The sequence below is a fragment of the Paenibacillus sp. fava2 genome (assembly GCF_058313675.1).
The window spans coordinates 1,773,346-1,796,406 of the sequence record NZ_CM177755.1 but is presented as its reverse complement, the minus strand read 5'-3'; the positions used below and the strand labels follow the sequence as shown (position 1 = coordinate 1,796,406).

The 23,061-nt window shown below is 45.6% G+C and carries 14 protein-coding genes and 1 pseudogene; 12 read left to right on the top strand and 3 right to left on the bottom strand.

Translation table 11 applies throughout. From position 1 onward, the window contains the following. The first annotated feature begins 82 nt into the window (after positions 1-82). The 4 genes from AC4G46_RS07640 (at position 83) to AC4G46_RS07625 (ending at position 4,325) form a co-directional block, all read left to right on the top strand. Positions 83-2,338 (top strand): B12-binding domain-containing radical SAM protein, encoded by a 2,256-nt coding sequence (locus AC4G46_RS07640; RefSeq protein WP_491127395.1) that lies wholly within the window; start codon positions 83-85, stop codon positions 2,336-2,338. After that, a complete protein-coding gene (locus AC4G46_RS07635; protein ID WP_491127394.1) occupies positions 2,335-3,150 on the top strand; it encodes an MFS transporter in 816 nt (271 codons plus the stop codon). Before AC4G46_RS07640 ends, AC4G46_RS07635 begins: the two co-directional genes overlap by 4 nt. Beyond that, the gene (locus tag AC4G46_RS07630; RefSeq protein WP_491127393.1) at positions 3,098-3,613 is read left to right on the top strand and encodes an MFS transporter; all 516 of its coding nucleotides are present in this window, start codon (positions 3,098-3,100) and stop codon (positions 3,611-3,613) included. The genes AC4G46_RS07635 and AC4G46_RS07630 overlap by 53 nt, the downstream gene beginning before the upstream one ends. A 241-nt stretch (positions 3,614-3,854) precedes the next feature. Continuing rightward, positions 3,855-4,325, top strand: a complete 471-nt coding sequence (locus AC4G46_RS07625) for an NUDIX hydrolase (RefSeq protein ID WP_491127392.1) — start codon at positions 3,855-3,857, stop codon at positions 4,323-4,325. 122 nt (positions 4,326-4,447) lie between these two features. Here AC4G46_RS07625 and AC4G46_RS07620 read toward each other — a convergent pair whose 3' ends face one another. Then, complete coding sequence (locus tag AC4G46_RS07620) at positions 4,448-7,159, bottom strand: glycosyl hydrolase family 95 catalytic domain-containing protein (RefSeq protein WP_491127391.1); 2,712 nt, start codon at positions 7,157-7,159, stop codon at positions 4,448-4,450. 126 nt (positions 7,160-7,285) lie between these two features. Between AC4G46_RS07620 and AC4G46_RS07615 the strand changes: the two genes are divergently transcribed. From AC4G46_RS07615 to AC4G46_RS07585, 7 genes are all read left to right on the top strand, one after another. Beyond that, positions 7,286-8,179: a helix-turn-helix transcriptional regulator gene (locus AC4G46_RS07615; protein ID WP_491127390.1), complete on the top strand. Its 894-nt coding sequence runs from the start codon at positions 7,286-7,288 to the stop codon at positions 8,177-8,179. Position 8,180: 1 nt separating this feature from the next. Further along, a complete protein-coding gene (locus AC4G46_RS07610; protein WP_491127389.1) occupies positions 8,181-8,876 on the top strand; it encodes a response regulator transcription factor in 696 nt (231 codons plus the stop codon). Position 8,877: 1 nt separating this feature from the next. After that, entirely contained in the window at positions 8,878-9,933 is a 1,056-nt protein-coding gene (locus AC4G46_RS07605; protein WP_491127388.1) for a HAMP domain-containing sensor histidine kinase, read from the top strand. A 203-nt stretch (positions 9,934-10,136) separates the two neighbouring features. Beyond that, positions 10,137-11,087, top strand: coding sequence for an ABC transporter ATP-binding protein (locus AC4G46_RS07600; RefSeq protein ID WP_491127387.1), 951 nt, complete (start codon positions 10,137-10,139; stop codon positions 11,085-11,087). Further along, the gene (locus AC4G46_RS07595) at positions 11,087-11,803 is read left to right on the top strand and encodes a DUF2705 family protein (RefSeq protein WP_491127386.1); all 717 of its coding nucleotides are present in this window, start codon (positions 11,087-11,089) and stop codon (positions 11,801-11,803) included. The genes AC4G46_RS07600 and AC4G46_RS07595 overlap by 1 nt, the downstream gene beginning before the upstream one ends. Before the next feature lie 196 nt (positions 11,804-11,999). Further along, entirely contained in the window at positions 12,000-12,524 is a 525-nt protein-coding gene (locus AC4G46_RS07590; RefSeq protein ID WP_491128814.1) for a sigma-70 family RNA polymerase sigma factor, read from the top strand. After that, the gene (locus AC4G46_RS07585; RefSeq protein WP_491127385.1) at positions 12,521-13,621 is read left to right on the top strand and encodes a DUF4179 domain-containing protein; all 1,101 of its coding nucleotides are present in this window, start codon (positions 12,521-12,523) and stop codon (positions 13,619-13,621) included. The genes AC4G46_RS07590 and AC4G46_RS07585 overlap by 4 nt, the downstream gene beginning before the upstream one ends. Before the next feature lie 111 nt (positions 13,622-13,732). Here the strand turns inward: AC4G46_RS07585 and AC4G46_RS07580 are convergent. Continuing rightward, positions 13,733-13,858, bottom strand: a pseudogene (locus AC4G46_RS07580) (sigma factor-like helix-turn-helix DNA-binding protein); the annotation flags it as partial. A gap of 232 nt (positions 13,859-14,090) precedes the next feature. On the opposite strand from AC4G46_RS07580, the gene AC4G46_RS07575 reads away from it, so the two are divergent. After that, a complete protein-coding gene (locus AC4G46_RS07575; RefSeq protein WP_491127384.1) occupies positions 14,091-17,225 on the top strand; it encodes an amidase family protein in 3,135 nt (1,044 codons plus the stop codon). 204 nt (positions 17,226-17,429) lie between these two features. On the opposite strand, the gene AC4G46_RS07570 is transcribed toward AC4G46_RS07575, so the two are convergent. After that, positions 17,430-23,024 (bottom strand): amino acid adenylation domain-containing protein, encoded by a 5,595-nt coding sequence (locus AC4G46_RS07570; RefSeq protein ID WP_491127383.1) that lies wholly within the window; start codon positions 23,022-23,024, stop codon positions 17,430-17,432. Positions 23,025-23,061 lie beyond the last annotated feature (37 nt).

Here is a 23,061-nt window from a genome sequence, read left to right as displayed (position 1 = left end):
CCACTAACCGCTTTCCGCAGCCCGGCCTCCTCATTGACTCTTTCAATTGGGGAGGTATTCTCTTTAATATGGAGGTCATGAAATGGTAAAAACTGCGCTTATCTACCCGCCTGTCAGCGATCCTACCTCGGGTTATCACAGCCTTTGCTGTTTGGCGGGCTATGCGCGGCAATTCGGATTTACCGATATCGATATTATTGACAGCAATATTGATTCATGGCTATATACCACAACTCCTGAGCAGATCGAAAGAACGATGCAGGCTATTAATGAACGGACTGCACAGCTTCAGGTACGGGAGCACCTTACGCCTGTTGAACAGATGGAGCTTTATTACTCGCTCAAAGTACAAGGCATGAACTTCGCTAAGGAGCTTCCGTCCGCACTGCATACGTTCAGGAATGAAGCAGCCTTTTTTGACTACACGCTGTATACAAGCGCCGTCGAGACCGTAATGCTCTGGATGGATGCCTTATCTTTAACGGGCTTCCCGGGGCAGTTCCGGGGATTCAGCCTGGCGACCAGTGGATTTTTTATTATTTTCAGCTCGCTGGATATGCGTGATCCTGAAATCACCGGAGTGATCTCCCGGCCGTTCACTGATTATTATAGCAAAGAATTGATCCCTGCCATTAGTACAGGCGGCTATTCCCTCGTTGGCATAAGCATCACCTATGTCGCCCAAATCCCCTTCGCACTCAGCATGGCACGTCACATCCGGACAAGCTGTCCGGAAATCCGGATTATATTCGGCGGTACTGCCGTCTCGGATTACTGGAAATACATTTTGGACAGAAAAGATTTTTATGCGGTATTTGATTCTGCAGATGCCTGCATCATCGGTGAGGGCGAAAGTGCCTTTGTCTCTATTCTCCAGGCCTTGAAGCACGATACCTCTATACCCCTGTCTCCGAATATTGCCCTGCACCCAAGGCATCAGGCTGTGACTGATCCTTTCACGCTTGAAATCAAATACGAGGATATCTGCTCCTTTCCGGCACCGGAGTACAGCAAGCTGCCCTGGGAAAAGTACCTGTCCCCGTATCCGTTCATATACTATTCTCCTTCGCGGGGATGCTACTGGAACCGGTGCACCTTTTGTGATTACGGCTTGAATACCGATTCGCCTACCAGTCCCTGGCGGCAATACCCGCTGGATAAAATTATGGAAGATTTGAGGACGCTTGCCGTCACCTACAAATATATATATTTTTCAGTGGATGTGCTTTCTCCTGCTTTGCTCCTGAAGCTTGCAGCGGCCATTCTGGAAGAAGGGCTTGATTTCCGCTGGGGAGCCGAGATCCGGCTTGAGGAATACTGGACACCGGAACGCTGCGAATTGCTGCATCAAAGCGGCTGTACCGCCATCTCGGTCGGCTTTGAATCCGGCAACCAGCGGATCCTCAATCTGATTAATAAAGGAACCAAGGTCGACCGGCTGCAGGAAACGATTCAAATGTTCAGCGAAGCCGGCATCGGCGTGCAAATTATGGGCTTTACCGGCTTCCCTACCGAAACGGTTGAAGACGCTCTGAGCTCTGTTGATTTTCTGCAGGAGAATACCAGGCATTGGACCTTTGGCGGACTCGGCCAGTTCGTCTTAACCAAAGGCGCTATAATAGCCAAGAAGCCGGAGCGCTTCAATATTCATGGTGTCCGGCCATTTGAGGGGGAGGATGTCACATGGCGGCTGTATTACAATGAGCCTAAGGATTTACTAGCTGACACTTCACGCTGCGGATCGAAAGAGCTAACACAAGCCAAAGCCGCTTTGCGGGGAGGTCTGCTGGACCGTCCCTGGGTGGGGGGAGTGGATACTGCGCATTCGATGTTCTACCATGACTGGTTCGGAACCAATATCCTGAGCGTCATTGGAGGTGCAGATCATACGCCCGCTAACACAGACACAGTCATGGAATTAAACGGTTATCTCCTCAAGGGAAGTTATCACCTTCCAGTACACAAGCTGTTCAGCAAAAAGAACCTGGATAATATCCTTGATACTTCCGAACGCGAAGGAAAGGCAGTCACTGCGCAAAATATAACGGAGCTGCTTCAGCAATGGAAACCGGACGCTCCAAGCTATATGGAGCCGCTGGAACAGCAGCTGTTCGTCCGGCGTGACGGTACCCTTTTCCCGTTTCCAGCACCGATGCTCGGGTTTTTGCAGATGTTCGAGCATGGCTTAAGCTTAACGGAGCTGCTTCGGCACTCCTCACAGCTAGAGTTCCATACCAAGCTATGGCAGCACTGTATCAGCAGCCGGTTTCTGCGGCTGAAGCAGCCGCAGGTCACCGAGGTATGTAAAGCCTTGGACAGAGGAGGAGTGTTCAGTTGAAATCCGTAGTAAGCAAGCCTAGTTACAGGCTTCTGCTGCAGCATAATGCGGACTTCCGCTATTTATGGCTGGCCCGTGCCTGCTCCTTCTTCGGGGATTCCTTATACAATCTGGCCATCAGCTGGCTCGTATACTCAATGACCGGCTCCTCGCTCCAGGTCGGGCTTGTGATCGTCACCAAATTCCTGCCGGAAATGATCCTCGGCCTATTCATCGGCGCATGGGTTGACCGGTTAAACAAAAAAATCCTAATGCAGATCTCCGATGCCGCTCAGGCCCTGCTAACCGGAACCCTTGCTGTACTCATGTTAACCGGACAGCTGCAACTGCTGCATATCTATCTGATTACAGCCACCCTATCGATCATGGGCAATCTGTTCGGGACTTCACAGAGCTCCCTGATGCCCGAGCTCATCGCGGATAAAGCCTATCTTATCTCGGCCAATTCACTGATGTCCGTTTCACTGCAGATCACCCGTATTCTTGGTACCGTTACGGGCGGAATACTGGTGGCCTCCATCGGAAACTCAGGGGCCGTAATTGTAGATGCGGTATCCTTCATCCTCTCACTCTTCCTGATTCAGCGGATTAAATTCCACAGTAAGACCGGGAGGCCATCCGGCGCTGCCGGGTTGTCCATCTTCGCGGAAATCCATGAGGGCTGGGGATGGCTGCGGAGGCAGACCGCCCTGCTGCTGCTCATCCTTCTCGGTACACTCAGCAATATTGCCTTGGGTCCAAGCAATGTGCTTCCCCCCCATGTTGATCGGGGAGCTGCTGCGGGGCGGCTCCCGCGAACTTGGTATTTTTAATGCCTCTATAGGAGCCGGTCTGCTTCTGGGCGGACTCTTTGTCGGCAGCCAATCCCCGCGGCGAATCGGTCTCTGGTTCTCCTGCGGTCTGGGGATCCAAGGCCTTGGCATGGGAGTAATCGCAATATCTTCTGCACTCTGGCCTGCCTGCTTTGGCAACCTGCTCCTTGGCTTTGGCGTGACTGTCACAGTAATCCCGATGAGCACCCTGTTTCAGCTCCTGGTTCCCTCTCAGCTTCGGGGACGCGTCAACAGCATCAGCTCCATGGCCTTTAACCTCTCCATCCCGTTAACCTACGGCGGAGTAGGGATTCTGGCCGACCGAATCGGTGTGGCCATTTGCTTCGGGATTGCTGCCGCCCTATTTGCTGTATGCCTGACCACCGGCCTGACCAATCCTCATCTGCGCAGTCTTGATATAAAGGATCCCCTGGCTTCCCAGGCACCGGGAATATCGGGCTGACGGTAGGACTCCCCTTGCATTATTCCAATCCTGCCCTATCTCTTCTGTGAACATTAAGTTTACAATTTGAATACTTATGTTTTTTGCGGCACCAGCGCCTGCTCCTACGCTCCTTGCTTCGAAATAGATCATTACTGATCCATTCTTCGCAGCAGGATAGTTCTAATTCAATATGTGTTAAAATAATATGAGATATTTTTACAGGTACAGATATTCGATATTCAAGTATTGGGGAGAGTATATGACAGAAGTAACCAATTATATAAAGTGGATTAGAAACAAAGTTGGACATGACTTAATCTTCCTCAACTTTGCTGGAGGTATTATATGCAATGAGCGTAATGAGGTCTTGTTGCAAAGACGAGGTGACAGTGATCATTGGGGATTTCCAGGAGGTGCAATGGAATTAGGTGAATCTGCCGAAGAAACTGCGATTCGAGAAATCTACGAAGAGACTGGACTGAGAGTCGAAGTAGAACACATGATTGGTGTGTACACAAAGTATTGTCATCAATATTCCAGTGGTGATAGGGCTCAGACCATTACGTTCTTCTTCCAATGTAAACCCGTACAAGGTGAACTCACCATTGATGGTAACGAAACTCTGGAACTGAGATACTTCTCCCGAAATGAACTTCCACAGTTATTCGCGCAGCAACATCAGGATGCTTATGATGATTGGCAATCAGGTAAAATCGGAGTATGTCGTTAAAAATGACTACTATTGACGGAAGACAACAACTCAATAAACCGCCTTGGTGAACAAGGCGGTTTTCTTATACTAAGCCAACATGCTGCTGTCTCCCGCTCTCAAGAGCTATACTTTATCTCGCCTTAATGTTCGGCAACCAGCTGCCACACAACATCACTCTTTACTCCTGCACTAAGACATAATTGAATATATTCCCCATGCTCATTCTGTTCCACCTTGGCTTCACTCCCGTTAACCACAGCCTTTGTCCATGGAAGCCCTAGCTTTAAGCGGATGGTATTATCCTCCCTGAGAGAGTTCAAGGTCACTTGTACCGTTCTCGCGGGCAAATCCCAGGACAAGACCGTCACCTCGACTGTTGTTCTTGCCATAAGTCCATTTATGGAGCCGGTTTGCCAATCGGAAGGCAAGGCCGGAAGAACCTCTATTTCCCCGGTATTCGAGAATACTAATGCTTCATTGACGGCTGCCACTGTGCCGAAGGAGGTGTCTGAACAGTAGCAGTTACACCTTCTGTTAGAATCATGATCTGTCATCAAGGAGCTGTAGTACCCGGCATCCCGCATCATCGGAAGCAGTGAGGAGAGCACTCCGTCACCATTTTTCAGCCTGGCTTGAACCAGCGCCTTATGCATCCAGCCATGCCCTGCGGTATCATCGCCGGTATTATACTGGTCCCTGTTGACAATCGCAGTCTTGGCAGCCCGGGCCAACCCCGGATTGTTCTGCGTTTCATAGGCAGGCCATGCTGCATAGAGATGGCTCAAGTGCCGATGGTTGTTATTCTCCATATATTCATTCATAGCCCACTCGCGTAAGGCACCGTCCGAATCGTATTTATAATCCGGCAGCAGCTTTAGCAGTGACTCCCATCTAGCAATTGCGTGTTCATAGCCTTCCCTCTTGACTGCCTGCTCCATTGCGATAACCATGGATAGACCATCCCGTGCGGCTGAAATATCCATAGTGGCATTAGCTGTAATGGTGCTGTTGTAGCCGATGGGATGATTTTCGGGTGAATACGCCGGAATAATCAGGTATGTTTCACCCGGATTTAGCGCGGTTTTGCCGTGCTGGTGACATGCATTGCCGTGAACATCCGTGTAGTATTCCGGCGTACAGAGCTGCTCCCAGAAGTTAGCCTGCTTGGTCAGCAGGGGGAGCAGAATATCTTCTGCAAGATTCAAATAGCCTTTATCCTTAAGCTGTGCGAACTCCTCATCATTCAGGCCTCCATCACGAACACCAAGAACCGGTTTCAGCTCATCGAACCGCATGTTATCGTTAATCGGAATCTGCTGATTGCCGTAACACTGCCAGTACTCATAGATAGGCAAAAGACACCAGCTGGCCCCCGCATTCCAGTATTCAAACGGATAATCATTGTCATATTCCACGTGCATCCCGCGGTCGCCGTCAGAGTTAACGGATACCTGCAGCGCATCATGCATGCCGTACGCCATCCGCGCATTATATTCAAAATCGGGAGTGTTCCTCAAGAAAAAAGTAATATATCCAAGCTGGGCATGTGTCAAATGGCCCGTGTTCATGGCGGCAACCTGCAAATTCACATTGGCATCAAGCGTATAAATCCCGCGCCAGCCAGGATTCCACTCTCCCGTCCACATTCCATACAAGCGCGGTGCGCTTGCACCGCTGCAGCAGATCATGCCATACCTTCCCTGGTTATACACCTGCTCCATAAAAGCAGGGTTGACTTTTTTCGGAGTTGACTTTTGCGCATGGATTAAGGCCAGGTTATTAGCGTCCTTATCCTGCTCATCGCCTTCAATGCTGAAGCTGACTGCGTTAAACTCTGCTGAATGCTTCTCTGAATGGGCCGCAAGAGCCGCATCATAATCGAACCCGACGCCCGGAGCCGAATATTTTTGCACAACTGCATTCGTGTCTTGGAAGAGCTGGTCTACAATATCGTATTGTGTCATTGCGGAGAAATCTTCTATTTTCCCCATGGAATGCGTTCTACTAGAGCGTGTAATGAGATATACGGCATCGGCATCCTTAACCTGAACCGCTGGAGTTGCTGTCCCGGACACATTCATCGGTTCATCGCCGCTGTCAGCCAGCAGTACTTTTTCCTTAGTACCGTTAACCACAACAACCCGGGTCAAGCCTGCGTATCCCCCATAGGCCAGCTCACTTCCCGGATAGGACGGGTAATGAACAACCTGCGCGAGATAATCCGCACTAGAATCCGCCAGCTTTTTATATTGGAGTGCCTTCAAATCGTTAGGGCCAGCATATGCCCCGCTCAAAGCTGTAATGTCATCTATGGAGAGAGTTAAGTTAACCTTGGCCCCCGTAGAGGATGAAGTGATCTCCGTTATCGAAACATTATCCTCCCTGGAGGTAAAAGATGTGCGGACCCACTCCCCATTATCATCACTGTAGCGCACTCCCGTCTCTGCCGTTTCATAGTTCGTCCATCTCTCATAACCGTACAAACTTCCTTTATCGGGTATGTTAACCCTGATCTGATGTCCCGGATGGTAGCTATAGTAAAAGGTTCTCTTCCGCGTCCCGCCGTCCTTGTCCGTAATCTTCCAGCTATCGTTCTGGCTAAAGACGTTCTGCCGGGCATCCGGGAGCTGAGCGGTTAATTCCTTCGGAATGTCTCTGGGGTCTCTGGAAGGAAAGTTAAACCACATGTACTGAAAAATAAAGCTGTCCGAGTACGGTGAGCCGGAGGTGATATACCCGTTCTCCCCGTTTCCGCTGATCATGCCCTCCCGCCACGCATTACCGGGATTGACGGCAGGAACCTCTGTATACGTGTTAGCGTAGTTCCCTTTCTGATACATGCGTCTTGTCATCTGTTATCCTCCTGAACGGCTGAGTCTGAATGCAAAATAATTATATCAATGGGCGTTTAGATTCGTTATCCTTAGAGATGACAAGGGAGCCGGAAAGATGTCGCATTTTTACAGGAGGGAACGTCTGTGGGCATAAAATTACCCAGCATCAACATTGATCATATGGATATCAAGCTGAACCTTGAGGGAATGGCGCTGAACGTATTGTATGTCAAATTCGGCTATTTCTACAGGCCGATGCCTGAGCACAGCCACAGCCACAACAGCTATGAGCTTCATTATATTCCGGCCGGTCAGGGCATTCTGTATGCAGAGGGGAAACGTTATGCAATCACCCCCGGCACGATATATGTGACCGGACCGGAGGTCGCTCATGAACAGATCCCTCATCCCGAGGATCCGATGGCGGAATATTGCATCTTTTTTGAGATTTTGCCAGGTAACGCCGTTCTCCCGCTGGTCAAGCGAACCTTCGTGAATGAGCCGTCTCTTCCGGAGCTGCTCCTGTCCACTCCCTTCTGGATCGGACCAGACAGCGGAAATTTGCTCGGATTGTTTGAAATGCTTGCGGATGAGCTCTCTCTGGAGCAAGCCGGTGTTCATCATATGGCAACTAACCTTCTTGAGATGATTGTAATCCGGGTGATCAGACAATACAGTACGAATCGCGCGTCCACCCAAGTCCTTCCGCTGAAGACGCTTGACGACAGCAGACTGCTAATGATCGAAAACAGCTTCCTGTACCATTACGATTCCATTACACTTCAGCAGCTTGCTGACCAGCTGGGGCTAAGCACCAGACAGACGGAGCGGATGGTATACAAGCAATACAGCATGCCCTTCAAAGATAAGAAACTGCAGGCGCGAATGGGCACCGCTTCACGTCTTCTGCTCACAACGGACACTCCAGTTAGCGAAATCGCAGCACAAGTGGGGTACGCCACACCGGAACAATTCAGTAATGCGTTCAAAAAATATTTTGGGATGACGGCTACTGGGTATAGAAGCTTGGAGGAATAAGATGTCAAAAACAATATTAGTTGTAGACGACGATAAAGAAATCGTACAACTCATCACAAAGAGCTTAAGGTACGAGCAATTTGCAGTAATTCCGGCATACTCCGGAAAAGAAGCCTTGGCTGCATTGGAAGAAAACCACATTGATTTCATCGTTCTGGATATCGTGATGCCTGATATGGATGGACATGATGTCTGCAGAAGCATCCGAGCATCTTATAATGCTCCGATCCTGTTTTTAAGTGCGCGTGATAAGGACATTGATAAAATCGTCGGTCTCGAAATAGGAGCAGATGATTACATGACCAAACCCTTCAGCATTCAGGAGCTTGCCTCCAGGATAAAGGCCCATTTCAGAAAAGTGGACAGGCTGTTTAAAGAGTGGGAAGAGCTCAGTCCCGGTAACGAAAAGGCGGATGCTCCGCTCCTTTTGAACGATAAAACATTTGAAGCCTTTCTGCATGGCAGGAAGCTCGACTTATCTACGAAGGAATTTCAAATTTTGTCTGTTCTTATGCGTCATCCCAATCAGGTACTGACTCGTGAGCAGATCTATGAAAATGTCTGGGGAGATGAATACGGAGAGTTAAATACCGTAACGGTCCATATTAAAAATATCCGTAAAAAACTGGGGCCTGAATCAAATTTTATTACAACCATATGGGGCATAGGATATAAATATACGGAAAGAGAGCAATAGTATGAAACTGAAAATGAAGCTCCCTCTTCTATTCCTTCTGATGTTTATCATTTTGATGTTTTCCATTGGATTGTACCTGAAGTTCGTATTTGCAGTGTATTCGCCTATAAGCACTTCATTGCTGGACCCACAGTATATAGCCTTGCTTCTGCCCATATTTGCCATAGCGCTCTTTATATTTATTATTCTGATTATCTACATTTATTTTTGCATAGAGAAACCCATACGGCTGCTAAATACCCGGCTGGAAGAAGTAAATATTGCACATCCGATGCCTCCGCTGGCTTTGAGGAGTAACGACGAGATCGGAGAACTTTATAAACACTTCAATAAAATGGAGCATAGACTTCAGCTTGCCCACAGAGAGCAAACCGATATGATTGCGGCGATTGCCCACGATTTGAAAACACCCCTGACATCCATTAACGGTTTTACTGAACTGCTTGCTGCACATAAGGACTTACCTGAAACTGAAAAGCAGGAATATTATGAATTGATTCAAAGGAAGTCAGCCTATATGGTCGAGCTTATCAATGATTTCTCCAGCTTCACCAAAGAAAAGCTGGAGCTGGAATCCATGGTAGCCGCACCTGTACAAGCATCACAATTATTTGAACAAATTGCTTTTGAATATGAGTACGAGCTGGCCGGACTTGATTATGAGCTTGCTTACCGCCATTCATTCACGGACAATATATTGCTGATGGTCAATGAACCGATGATCCGCCGGGTTTTCGGCAACCTCTTTAGCAACGCCGTAAGATATGGAGGAAAAAATGAGCTGAAGGTGTATATGACCGGATATGTGGAAGGACCTTATGCTTACTTCCAAATCGAGGATAATGGAGTCGGAGTGCCGGATAAGGATATTTCTTCACTGTTCCTTAAATTTTTCACTGTGGATAAATCGCGGCAAATCCAAAAGGGAGGGCTGGGGCTGGGCCTTGCAAGCTGTAAATCTATTATTGAACATCACGGGGGCGAAGTTGCTGCCTACGCCTCCGAATACGGCGGTTTGGGGATCAGGTTCAGCCTTCCCCTGGCGGCATATCGTTGATTTATTAGTTCCCTTCTTCTTTCTGCAACAAAGGTAAAGGCTTCTGCCTGGGTGTTCACACCCGGCAGCAGCCTTTTTTTTGCGTTTTATAGTTTTTTATATCCTCTTTATAAACCTTTATTTTTCTTTTAAAGCAGCTTTATCTTTGAATGTAAAAATGAATTGTAAGGATTATCACATTTTTTACGGAGGAGTTAAAGGCTATGCGAATATTATCAAAGAATAAGAGTGCCGGGACACCCGCTATACAAATTGACGGGGTGCACAAAAGTTATGGAGACTATGCCGTATTAAATAATCTTTCGCTGGAGGTGCACCGGGGAGAGATATTCGGATTTTTGGGACTGAATGGCGCAGGGAAGACAACGACCATAAAGCTGCTCCTGGCAATGCTGAAGCCAACCTCCGGCAAGCTCTATATGTTGGGTGAACAGGTCCATGCCGGAAACTATAAATTATGGAGCAGCGTTGGATATCTGGAGGAGGCTACTTTTTATCCTGATCTGACTGTAGCTGAGAATCTTGACATCGCAAGGCGAATGCAAGGGGTGCCTGACAAAGATTCCGTACATCAGGTTATCTATAAGCTGGGACTTGAGCCGCACAAAAAAAAGAAAGCAAAGCATCTCTCTTTAGGGAACAAACAGCGTCTGGGACTTGCCAAAGCGATGCTTCACAATCCGCAAATTCTAATCTTGGATGAGCCGATCAATGGCCTTGATCCCGCAGGCGTGGCGGAGATACGTGATATGTTATATAACTTGGCGAAAAATTTCGGCGTAACTGTTTTTTTATCCAGCCATCTGCTAGAGGAGCTCGCGAAAGTGTCCACACGCATTGGAATCATTCATCATGGCCATCTTGTTAAAGAAGTTGCTATGGATCAACTGGAGCAATCCTTACAGAAAAGCTTAGTGGTAGGCGGCCGGGACAAGCATGCTTTAAAGAAGGTGCTTGTAGAGCACGGTTATGCATTTGAGGAGACTATAGACGGTTTTATTAAATTAACCGGTGAACACGCAGCGGATCGTCCTGAGCGGCTGGCCGAACTGCTGGTGAAATGCAATCAGCCGCCAACCTCGCTTCAGGTGATTACGGAGGATTTGGAGGGATATTTTCTCCGCACGATTGGTATGACCAGGGGGAATAAATAATGAGTATATTTTCTGTTTTATATTGTGAGACCCGCAAGATTATCCGCGCCAATGTGTTTTGGCTGATGTTTCTGGTTTTAGGCTTTGGACCGATCATGATGGGAGTAGGCATTGTTTTATCCGGTGACGCCGGCGGTATCCATTGGGAACAGTATTTGACCGAATTGCTTGACACGCTTGCCCCGCTTGGACTTATAGGATATACCTTTATCGCGGCATGGGTATTTGGACGGGAGTTTTCAGATAGAACCATTAAAGATATGCTTGCCAAGCCCGTTTCCAGACCGAAAATAGTATTGTCCAAATTTCTTGTCATTCTGGTATGGTGCCTGTTACTTTCCATCTATATGTTTGCCGTAGGCTTTGCAGCGGGGGCTATCCTGGGAGTTGAAGGCGGGGCAGCTTCTTTCATTTGGAGTATCTTCTTGAGGTTCCTTTTAACATCACTCTTGTACATTTTTGTTACTGCACCAAGCACGCTTTTGGCCAATGTGACCAAGGGATACCTCGCGCCACTGGGACTCATCCTGATCATCGTCATTCTCTCCAGTGTGTTGGCTTCTTTTGGATTTGCTCCCTATTTTCCATGGACCATTCCCTCGGTATTTCAAAGCACCGGTTCTTTAAATCTGAGCAGTATAATGATTCTTGCGTATACGGGAATAGCCGGAATAGCCGGAACATTTGTCTGGTGGAGGTATGCCGAGCAGCGATAAATGTATCCTTCAGTTAATACGGGAAGACGCCGGGCACGATCCCCGGCGTCTTCTTTTTTCCCTTTTCTGACATTGAGTTACCTGAATATAAGAAGATAGATGTAACCTTTTACCCTTTTCGTACATCTAATCATCAGAAACGGCGACACCGAATGAACTATAAGACCTCATAGAGAATGGAGGCTGACGGTTGGATATTGATCAAGAGGAAAAAGTCAGGCGCGCGCAGGAAGGAGATGAGGAAGCTTTCATCCATCTTGTGAAAGGGATGGAGCTGCAAATGTACAATGTGGCGAAATCCATTGTGAAGAAGGATGAGGATTGTGCAGACGCGATGCAGGAAACGGTATTGAAGGCTTACAAGGCTATTTCAACGCTGCACAGCCCCTATTTTTTCAAAACATGGCTGTTTCGTATTTTGATTAACGAATGCAATCTGATTTTACGTAAGCGAGCACAGAATATCACTATGGCCGAACCGCCCCAGAGGCAAACGGTTCCCACCGAAGTTGAAGCTATCGACCTTCGCGAAGCGGTCTACCGGCTGGAGGAAGTGTCGCGGACGATCATTATCCTCCATTATTTTCAGGATCTTCCGCTGCAGCAGATCGCAGACATCCTGGAGCTGTCCGAGAGCGCAGTCAAGACACGGCTGCACAGGGCAAGAAAAACGTTATATGGATGGCTTGCAGACCCCGCAGAAAGAAAGGTGAACGCATGAGTAATCCGGAACTTGAGCTTGATCTGGGAATTTTGAAAGAGCAGAGGATTGAAGAGATGCCGGAATCAGTACGTGCCCGTATGGAGCAAACCTATCAGATGCTGAGCAGTGTGCCTCCGAAGCCTGTCCCTGTCAAGAAAAAAAGCCGCTGGCTGCGGACTGTTATGATTACAACGGCAAGTGTGGCGGCTGCAGGCATTCTTTTCATCAGTTTGGGATTCATATCACCTGCGATGGCAGAAACCTTGAAACAAATCCCCTTCGTAGACAGTGTATTCCGGTTGGCGGGAGACCTCGGGCTGCAAAACGCGAATGAAAAAGGGATGACTGCCGCTGTTCACCAGACGGTTACCCATCAAGGAGTAACGCTTAGTATCTCCGAACTAATGTATGACGGGAGCCGTTTATCTCTGGTGTTGACCCGTGATATGCCGGAGGACACGAATGAAACTTTTTATGATTTGTGGGGGAGCGAGCAGAGTCCGGAAGGGTTTGTGAACAACATCGACTTTTTTATCAACGGCGAGCTGGTAAATACCAGCTGGGGATTCTCCTCCGGCGGAGAGCAGGCCCCTGACTCCCTCATTGTCACCACCTTTGAATCGGTAGAGGTACCCGACGAGTTCGATTTTTCCATGGTGGTCAGACTAGCACAGCTTAATCAGGATTATGAATTCAATATTCCGGTGAAAAAGAATACTGCGAACAGTATCGTGCTGACCCCGGCAGAGATGAAGACACACGATCAGATCCACATGAAAATCAAGCGAATTGAGCTTAGCCAAACGACGACGCGTTTGATTGTCGAGATTAAGGGTGAGCCCGGTGAAGACATTCGGGAGCTTCAGCAAAAGATTCAGGAAAAATATAAAATTTCAGGGTTCCTTAATATTGCTTTTGATCTTACCGATGAGCAGGGGCGAACCCCGGCATTTATTGGAGGCAGCAGTTCGGGTGAAGGGGATTATTTATCCTATACAACCATGTTTGAGCCGATGGAGGCCACGCCGGAAACGGTCACCGTAAAGCCGTATATCCGCTCCAGAGAAAATAAAGTATATATTCCCGAGCTTGAATTCACAGTGCCTGTACAATAGCAAATAGTCAAAAAATCTGTCGATAAAGAGCTTTTAGTATATAAAATAATAGAATAAATAGCCTGCAGGATCGAGACATTTAACTTCTCATTCCTGCAGGCTATTTATTAGCTACCACTTCGCCTTATAAAACTCATGATAAAGCTTCATCAGCGCCCTCTCCTCTATCCGCGAAACATAACTCCGGGAAGTCTCTTAAACCTTGGCAATATCCCGCTGGGTCCTCTCTCCCCTGCCGGTTCTTGGTGTCATCCAAAAAGATTCCCCCCTCAAAAATATCATTATATGTTAGGTAACCTACATTCAAAAATGCTATTTAATATGAAAAATGATAATCAAACCCTTTTTCTCCAGACCAAAAGCCTGAAATATATTAAAATTTATATTAATTATTGACTGAAAAGATTAACAGTGTTATATTCCCTAACATGAATTAATAATATACATAGAGGAAAAGGAGATTGCTAAAATGAATAAGTTAAAACGTCTGCGTAAAACTGAAAGAAATCGTTCTGGTTCCTCCCGATCTGAATATTCACCATCAAAAAATAAGCGGAGAAAAAAGCAAGTTATAGCTACTTCCATTGCGTTATCCGTAATGGCTTCGGGAGTCATTCCGTTTCAAACAGCGGATGCTTTAACTAGAGTCACTTCAGAGAGTGGCACAGTATGGGAGATTCACGATGCTTTTGCTCCCAGCTTAGACACAGGAAGCTTACGTACAGTGGGTACTACGCAAGTACAAGGCTTTGGTAATATTTTTGTAAAGGTGTCCTCCCCTTCGGCCTCACTGATGAATGGCCAAATGATGCGCGGGTTTGACTTGAAATTCGATGGCGTTAATACTTTCACTTCAACTCAGTCTGTAAATCTGGGAAATGTAACGGTTACTCGAGCGGTGTATGTAGATACAAAAACTAATAGAACGAGATTCTTTGATACATTTACTAATGTTAATACGGAAGCTGTAAAGGTCGATGTATCTTTCGGCGGCTCTTTAGGCTATGGTACAGCGGCAAATGCATCAGTAGTAAAGGCAACCTACTCAAATGACCTGGAGGTAACTACTGATGATTCATGGATTGTTGTAGACAGCAGCGCCAGAAACAATAAACCGCTTGGTATTGCGGTCGGCTCTCCTTCTCCGTTTAATAATGGCTTAACCGGTCTGGGTAATCAGCAAAAGGATCCATTCACAACACCATTAGCTAAGTCAGGAAATGATGCGAATTTCTATGGGTTCATTAATACATTAAATATTAGGCCAGGCGAGTCGAAATCCCTTGTACATTATGTACAAGTTGGAGAAGCCGGTGAAGAAGGATTGAACAACCTGGTTACTATGCTAAATGGACTTAATAGTCAGCTGGATGTAACCGGATTAACCAACGCACAAATTCGTTCCATCAGTAACTGGGATATATCTGGTATTGAGGGACTTGATACTGGTGATAGCCTGGTTACTCCAAATGCGCCTGCAGCCAAAGCATTAGTAACTTCATCCCCTTACGATGTGACGAATAAGTCCATTGCACAAATGCAGCAGGATATGATAAATGGTAAAACGACTTCTGTTCAGATTACTCAAGCGTATTTAGATAGAATCACGGCTTACGATGAAGGTCAAATGGGATTACACGCCTTCCTGCATGTATCTGAAACGGCGCTTACCCAGGCCAAAGCTGCTGACGATGCCCGGGCACAAGGCGCAAAAGGTGATCTACTGGGGATTCCAATTGCCATTAAAGATATATATGATACCAAAGATATGCCGACTACAGGCGGTACTAAGGCTCTCGAAGGCTGGCAGCCTGATTCTGACGCCTTCCAGGTTGCTAAACTAAGAGAAGCCGGAGCTGTTATTATTGGCAAGACCAATACCTCCGAGTTTGCTAATAGCGGAAGCTTTAGTGAAAGCGGCTGGATGCAGACATGGAATGCGCTATATCCCTCCAAAACCTCTTTTGGCTCCAGTGGAGGATCGGCCGTGTCTGTTGCCGCTGATTTCGCAGCAGCGGCAATGGGATCACAAACAGGGGTATCTCTTTATGCACCAGCTACCGGCGGAAGCTTAACTAACTTCCGTGGCACAGACGGTATAGCAAGTGTTACTGGTGTAATGCCGCTCACCTGGGGACAGGATTATGCAGGCCCTATTGCCAAAACAGTAACGGACCTGGCTATTCTTTTAAATGCTACAACGGGTACAGATCCAAAGGATATCTTTACAGTGACTGCCGATGCTGATAATAAGCGTCCGGCTGACTGGAAGGAATCTCTGGATTCAGCTGCATTGCAGGGCAAGAAAATCGGGTATATCCCTGCCTCCTTTGTCTCTACCTTTGCCGATGATGACACCGGACAAGCCGTAATGGATAAGTTCTCAGAGCTTGAAGCAGCCGGTGCGACAATGGTTGAAATGTCCGCACTACCATCAGCTCCTAGTCGTCCATCAGGAATTAATGGATCTACTGAAGGCTGGGCACGGTATATTGAGCTTCATGAAGACTTCCCTTACATTGATGGAGCAAGTGTACTGGCTTCAGATAAGGTGCTTATTTATAATCAAAGAGCGTACAATACTCCAACCCGTATGACTGAACAGGCTGTTCAAGACTATATCAAGTATAGAACGGACTATAAGGAAGTTATCAAACAGTGGATGGACGATAATAAAGTGGATGCTGTTGTTTACGCAGGATTTATTAGTGACGTATATAACAATGACGCAGCGGCTTCCCAATTAAGCTCTGACCGTGGAACAGGCGTACTAACGTCTACTGTCGGATTGCCTACAGTAGTAGTTCCTGTAGGGACGAATGACAGCGGATATTCTATCTCTATGCAGCTTGTTGGCAGAGCATGGGATGATGCGGAAATTCTCGGGATGGGCTATGCACTTGAGCAGCAGAGTAAAGCCAGAATCCTTACAACATTCGCTCCGGCACTTCAATACGTTTCTAACTCTACTAATCCTCCAATAGATAACGGAACAACCAACCCGGCTCCAGGTACTGGAGTAGGCACAACGACTCCGCCAGCAACAACAACGCCTACAGAAACACCAGCACCTCAGCCGGAAGTTGTCAGTTTCGCAGATACACTGAATCATTGGGCAAAGGCAAGCATTGACACGCTTATTGCCAAGGGATTACTGACGGGTTATGCCGATGGTACCTTCCGTCCGAATGCAGGTCTGACCCGTGCCGAAGCTATCAAGGTCATTGCAACTCACATGGGACTTGAAGGACAAGCAAGTAACTTTACGGATGTATCTTCAACGCATTGGGCCAATACCTTTATTGGTGCAGCTGCCGGATCTGGCTTGATGAACGGATATAGTGATGGAAGCTTCCGACCGGATGATAAGATCAGCCGCAGTGAATTAGCGGTGCTGATAACTAGAGCCTTTAAGCTAACAGGTACTGGAAATGTATCCTTCACAGATGTTCAAAAAAATGCCTGGTATTATGCTTCCATTGACGCACTAGCAGCCAATAATATTATTACAGGCTACGCAGACAATACATTCAAGCCTGAAAAAGATATTACTAGAGCAGAGTTTGCGACAATTGTTTCTAGGTTACTGGAGACTGCAAATTAATATAGGTATATTACAAATGACAGGGTACTTGATCTAGATGCAACCCTATAAACAAGAAAGGCCATTCCAAAAAGGATGGCCTTTCTTGCCGTTGCAGATTCAACAACCATTAATTACCCCACCCGTGCTGATGAGATTCTGAGTTTCTAAACTAAACTAACCAGCAGGATCGGGACATTAAGGTTTCTGTTCCAATCAGATAATTTACTTCATTATAATTTCATTAATAATTTCAGCATTTAGTCTTGCAATATCACCATCAACCATCTCCCCATGTTCCCCGTAACCTTGATACATCTTGAAACTTGACTTAGTTAACTCCCCCCATTTATTCACCTTCTTCAATTTTGTTTTGAATGCCTCTTCGTTAAGATGCTCACTGGCATTTAAAATAAAATGAATATTTGCATTTACTTCTCCACTATTAATAAGTTCATTCCAATAAGGGACAAAGGCTTCTACTTTATTTTGAACATTTTCACTAATTTGATTTACCATATAGGGTATATTTATATTTAAGCGCACAGCTTCAACTACTTCCTCAAATACGTTAAAGTCCTTTGGAGTTACACTAAGCTTTTCATCCCTCAGTTCACTGTCTAATAATATTAGATCACTCACTTCAAATCCTTGCTTTTCTAATTCCTTCGCCACCTCGAAGGCTAGATTGCCTCCTGCTGAATGTCCCATCAATATATATTTCCCTTCACTTTGAATCTTAGTGATTTGTTCAACATATTTTCTCATTCTATTTTCATCTTCAATAAAATCAAAACTATAAATAGTCAGACCCTCAGCATGTTTAGCAAAGTCGCTGTACACATATCCATATCCAAGTGTAGGAGGGAAGAGGAACATTTTTCGGGTAATTGTGCTTGACTCATTAAAGCTCGTTACCATCCGACTTTCTGAATAGTTTTTATATTTCCCAAAAATCTCTTTATTCCGTATGCATCCGGATATCTCTTTAATAGTCGGTATCGCAAAAATAATATTAAATGGTAATTCCACATTGAATTCCTTGTATAATATTCCGGCTAACATTGCGACCTTTAATGAGTTTCCTCCTAGTTCAAAGAAGTTATCGTTTATACCTACGGTTTCGAGCATTAATATATTTCCCCAAATTTCTATAAGCTTCTCTTCCACTTCATTTCTCGGTCCTTCGAATTCCGTTTCTAGCACTAGGTTGCGTTTTGGTTTTGGCAACAACTTCCTATCAATTTTCCCGTTTGATGTTAGCGGCATCTTATCCAATCTGATAAAATACGACGGTATCATATAATCCGGGAGATTTTTCAATAAATGTGCCCTCAATTCCCCTGCTGTGAATTCATTTTCTGAGACTATAAAGGAACTAAGGTACTTGACACCATGTGCATCCTCTTGGTCCAGGACTACGGCTTCTCTTATTCCTTCATAGTGCAATAAATTATTTTCGATCTCTCCAGGCTCTATTCTATATCCCCGTATTTTGACTTGATGGTCTATTCTTCCTAAACATTCAACTTTACCATCGGGTAGCCATCTTGCTAGGTCACCTGTTTTGTACATTCTAGAGCCCTCTTCAAAAGGATTCTCTACAAATTTCTCATTTGTTAGTTCTTCTCTGTTTAAGTAGCCTTCAGCCAAACCGTCACCTGATATGCACAACTCGCCTGCAACACCTATTGGCTGCATAGCTTTATGCTTATCTATTATATACATCCGTGTATTTGCTATTGGCTTGCCAATATTTATTGTTTTACTGCAGGTGAGTTCTCCTACTGATGACCATACTGTAGTTTCTGTAGGACCGTACATGTTATAGATTTTTAGATTCGGGTAATTATTGAGTTCTTTAAACAGATATGTTGGAAGGCTCTCTCCTCCCACCAATATTGCTTTTAGATAATTCAGACCTACCTTAAAGCTTTCATCTAACATTAACAATGTTAACCTTGAAGGAGTGATTTGCAATACTTCAATTCTATTCTTAATAATAATATTATTTAATTTTAAGGCATCAGTTTGATCTTCTTCACTGCCTAAAACAATCACCATTCCTTTCATCAAAGGAACTAATGTTTCAAGAGCAAAAATATCGAATGTAATTGTGGTTAAGCAAAGAATGTTTCGATATAACGATAATTCTATTTTATCACCTACACCTGCTCCAAAATTGTTTAACGCCCTATGACCTACCATAACCCCCTTCGGATTTCCGGTACTGCCTGAAGTATAAACAACATAGGCCAAATTCTCCGAAGTGCTCATAATGGGTAGATTATCCGATATATCCGAGAACATTCCTTCATCTTGAATATTTAATAACTCACCCTGAAATTTCATTTTTTTTAATAACCGTGGTTGTGTCAACAGAAATTCGGTATGACTATCCTTCAGCATGTATTCAATTCTTTCCTGCGGGTAGGCCGGGTCGATCGGCAGGTAGGCTCCTCCTGCTTTCAAAATTCCCATGATGCCTACGATCATTTCTATTGTTCTCTCCACCATAATGCCTACAATCGTATCGGTCCCTACCCCTTTGGTTCTTAACGTCCGGGCCAGCCGGTTCGCCTGCTCATTTAATTCCCGGTAGGTGAGTTGCTCCTCTTCGAAGACCACCGCGACCTGCTCCGGTGTCCGCTCTACCTGCTCCTCAAACAGCTGCTGCACGGTCTTGTCTCTCGGGTAATCCGCACAGGTATCGTTGAATTCGTAGAGCAGCTTCTGCTTTTCGGCTTCTGTCAGCATCCCGATGTCTTGCAGCCGGGTTTTCCGGTCCCCCGTGATGGCTTTCAGTATATTTACATAATGCTGTACCATTCGTTCAATCGTTTCTCTCGTGTACAGCTCCGTGCTGTACTCAAAGTCGATTTCAATCGTTTCACCCGCCTCTGCTGCCGACAGGTTTAGATCGAATTTGGCTACTTTCTGTTTCTGCCCGTAGTCCTTACATACCAGCTCTTTGAGCTCAATCTCCGCCCTATCGAAATTTTGCATCGTAAACATAACATCAAACAACGGATTTCTACTGATATCCCTTGGTATATCCAGCTGCTCTACCAATTCGTCGAACGGGTAATCCTGATTCTCATACGCTTGTAATGCACTTTCCTTGACTGACTTAAGGAATTCTTCAACGCTCAGATCTCCCAGCGGATAGTTTCTTAGCGCAAGGGTATTCACGAACATTCCGATCAGGTTCTCCAGATCGCTATGCGGTCTTCCCGCGATGGGGCTGCCCACGATAATATCTTCTTGTCCGCAGTATTTGGACAATAAGATGTTGGCTGCTGATAACAGCACCATATACATCGTGCTTCCTGTTTCTTGGGTTACACGCTTTAATCCCTGCGTGAGTTCCCGGTCCAGCTCAAACCGGACACTATCTCCCTCAAAGCTCTGCATCAGCGGTCTTGCATAGTCGGTCGGCAGGTTCAGCACAGGCACTTCACCGCTGTACCGCCCGATCCAGTATTCCTTCTGCTTCTCCATCTCTTCCGATTGTAAGAGCTTGTTCTGCCAGGCCGCATACTCTTTATATTGGATCCGCAGCGGCTCCAGCTCATCGCCTTCATAGAGCTTTGCGAATTCTTCGATTAATACGCCCATCGATACCCCATCGGAGATGATGTGGTGCATATCGAACAGCAGAAGATGTCTGTTCTCTTCCCGCTGAATTAGCCCCACCCGCAGCAACGGTGCCCGGCTCACATCAAAGGCCCTCACAAATTCTCCGATGATCTCATCTGCTTCTTGTTCTGTATCCGCCTCGTAACGCTCCAGAAGCAAGTCAACCGGATCATTTACAATTTGGACAATCTTGTCTTCTCTCATTTCAAAGGAGGTTCTCAGGGTTTCATGTCTCCGGATCAAGCTGTTGAAGGTGGCCTCTAGACGTTCTACCTCCAGCAGGCCTTCTATCGACAGCGCTCCAGACATATTGTATCCCGTGTTCTTCAGGTCAAATTGCTGCAGCAAATACATTCTCTTTTGTGCCGAAGACGCTTCATAGCTTTCCTGTTTCTCCACAGCCTCAATCGAGGCATACAGGCTCATTGTTTCCTTATTTGTAATATACTCACTGATCCCTTGGATCGTCGGTGACTTGAACAGTTCTCTAAGCGGCACTTCCACGTTGCATGTTTTATGTATTTTTGAAATGAGTACAGTCGCCTTTAAGGAATGTCCCCCGAGCTCAAAAAAGTTATCCCGGATGCCAATGCGTTCTGCCCCCAGCACTTCACTCCATATCCCGGCCAGCTTCACTTCCATTTCATTTCTCGGCGCTTCATACGCTGTTCCTGTAATCACACCGCCATCCGGCTCTGGCAGTGCCTTCCGGTCTATTTTTCCATTGGGGGTGACCGGCATTGCTTCCAGCTGGACAAAGTGGGACGGGATCATATAGTCCGGTATTCTTGTGGAGAGGTACTCATACAGGTAACCTGAAGTTATTTTTTCATCTGAAACTATATAAGCACAAAGAGAATCATAGCCTTCTGCATCCTTTTTACCAACGACAACTGCTTCTTTAACCATTTCATTTTGCAATAAATTATTTTCGATTTCTTCAACTTCAATTCTGTAACCTCTTATTTTAATTTGTGAGCCCTTACGTCCTATAAATTCAATACTTCCATCTGCTAATAATTTCCCCAAATCTCCAGTCCAATATGTTTTCCCTACATAGGGGCTATATTGAAAAGCTTCCAGGGTCCGTTCCTCATCCTTCCAATATCCAAGAGCTACATAATCGCTCACAATAACAATTTCTCCAATATTCAACGGGGATACTTCTTCTCGATTCTCATCTACCACTAAGATTTCCGTTTCCTGTACTGCTTTCCCTAAAGTTACTTTTCTAATATCCGAATCACCCGCATACATTTGCGCCGAGTTAAACGAAGATTCTGTTTGCCCGTATAAGTTCACTAACCTAGTACTTGTAAATATTTCTTGGAATGTCTCAATATCATTTAACAGAACGTTTTCCCCACCCAAAACAATGAAACGTAACGTACTGAACTTTTCTTTCTTCGTCAGTGAATTAATAAAATATCGATACACCGTTGGCACCGAGTGCCAGATTGTGATTTGTTCCAGTTCGAGCCACCTTGCAAGATCACCAATTCCTATATCATGCTTAATATTCAATGGATACAACGTTGCCCCGTTTAATAATGCTCCGAAAATGTCCATAATTGCGGCATCGTGGCTAAAAGCAGAAAATAATGTCATTCTATCATCATTAGTTATAGATAAAGTGCTTTTGTAGCATTCTATAAAATGCAGTACATTTCTATGCGTTTGAAAAATCCCTTTCGGTTTTCCGGTTGAACCAGATGTATATAAAATATATGCAATATCATCACTGCAAATTTTTCGATTAATAATTTCTGCAGAATACTCCAAATCCATTTCACACAGATTAATTATCTGTATGTCTGCCCTTGCTTCTTGGATTAGACATCTGGCCAACTCAACATTCTGATTGTTTGTGACAATGCAAGTTGTTTCAGAGTTCTCAAGCATATAAGCTAAGCGTTGTATTGGATAGCTTGGATCTAGTGGTACATATATTGATTGTGCCTTTAGAGCAGCAATGGTTCCTATAATCATATCCTTACCATGCTCAAACAAAAGAGCAACAATTTTCTTTTCTTCCAAAGCAAATGTATAGTGAATAATTTCATTTGCTACTGCATCAGCACTTTGCTTTAACACTTTATATGTAATCTCATGTTCCGAAGTTTTAATAGCTATTTGATCTGGGTTTTTCTCCACTTCCTGCTCAAATTTCGAAATTAACACACTCTCACATCCTTTTCCTTTTTTCCAAAAAGTATAA

Coding starts and splice junctions, on each gene's coding strand:
- AC4G46_RS07630 (WP_491127393.1), top strand. CDS start 3,098: ATGTTGATCGGGGAGCTGCTGCGGGGCGGCTCCCGCGAACTTGGTATT.
- AC4G46_RS07600 (WP_491127387.1), top strand. CDS start 10,137: ATGCGAATATTATCAAAGAATAAGAGTGCCGGGACACCCGCTATACAA.
- AC4G46_RS07640 (WP_491127395.1), top strand. CDS start 83: ATGGTAAAAACTGCGCTTATCTACCCGCCTGTCAGCGATCCTACCTCG.
- AC4G46_RS07625 (WP_491127392.1), top strand. CDS start 3,855: ATGACAGAAGTAACCAATTATATAAAGTGGATTAGAAACAAAGTTGGA.
- AC4G46_RS07610 (WP_491127389.1), top strand. CDS start 8,181: ATGTCAAAAACAATATTAGTTGTAGACGACGATAAAGAAATCGTACAA.
- AC4G46_RS07620 (WP_491127391.1), bottom strand. CDS start 7,159: ATGACAAGACGCATGTATCAGAAAGGGAACTACGCTAACACGTATACA.
- AC4G46_RS07605 (WP_491127388.1), top strand. CDS start 8,878: ATGAAACTGAAAATGAAGCTCCCTCTTCTATTCCTTCTGATGTTTATC.
- AC4G46_RS07585 (WP_491127385.1), top strand. CDS start 12,521: ATGAGTAATCCGGAACTTGAGCTTGATCTGGGAATTTTGAAAGAGCAG.
- AC4G46_RS07575 (WP_491127384.1), top strand. CDS start 14,091: ATGAATAAGTTAAAACGTCTGCGTAAAACTGAAAGAAATCGTTCTGGT.
- AC4G46_RS07595 (WP_491127386.1), top strand. CDS start 11,087: ATGAGTATATTTTCTGTTTTATATTGTGAGACCCGCAAGATTATCCGC.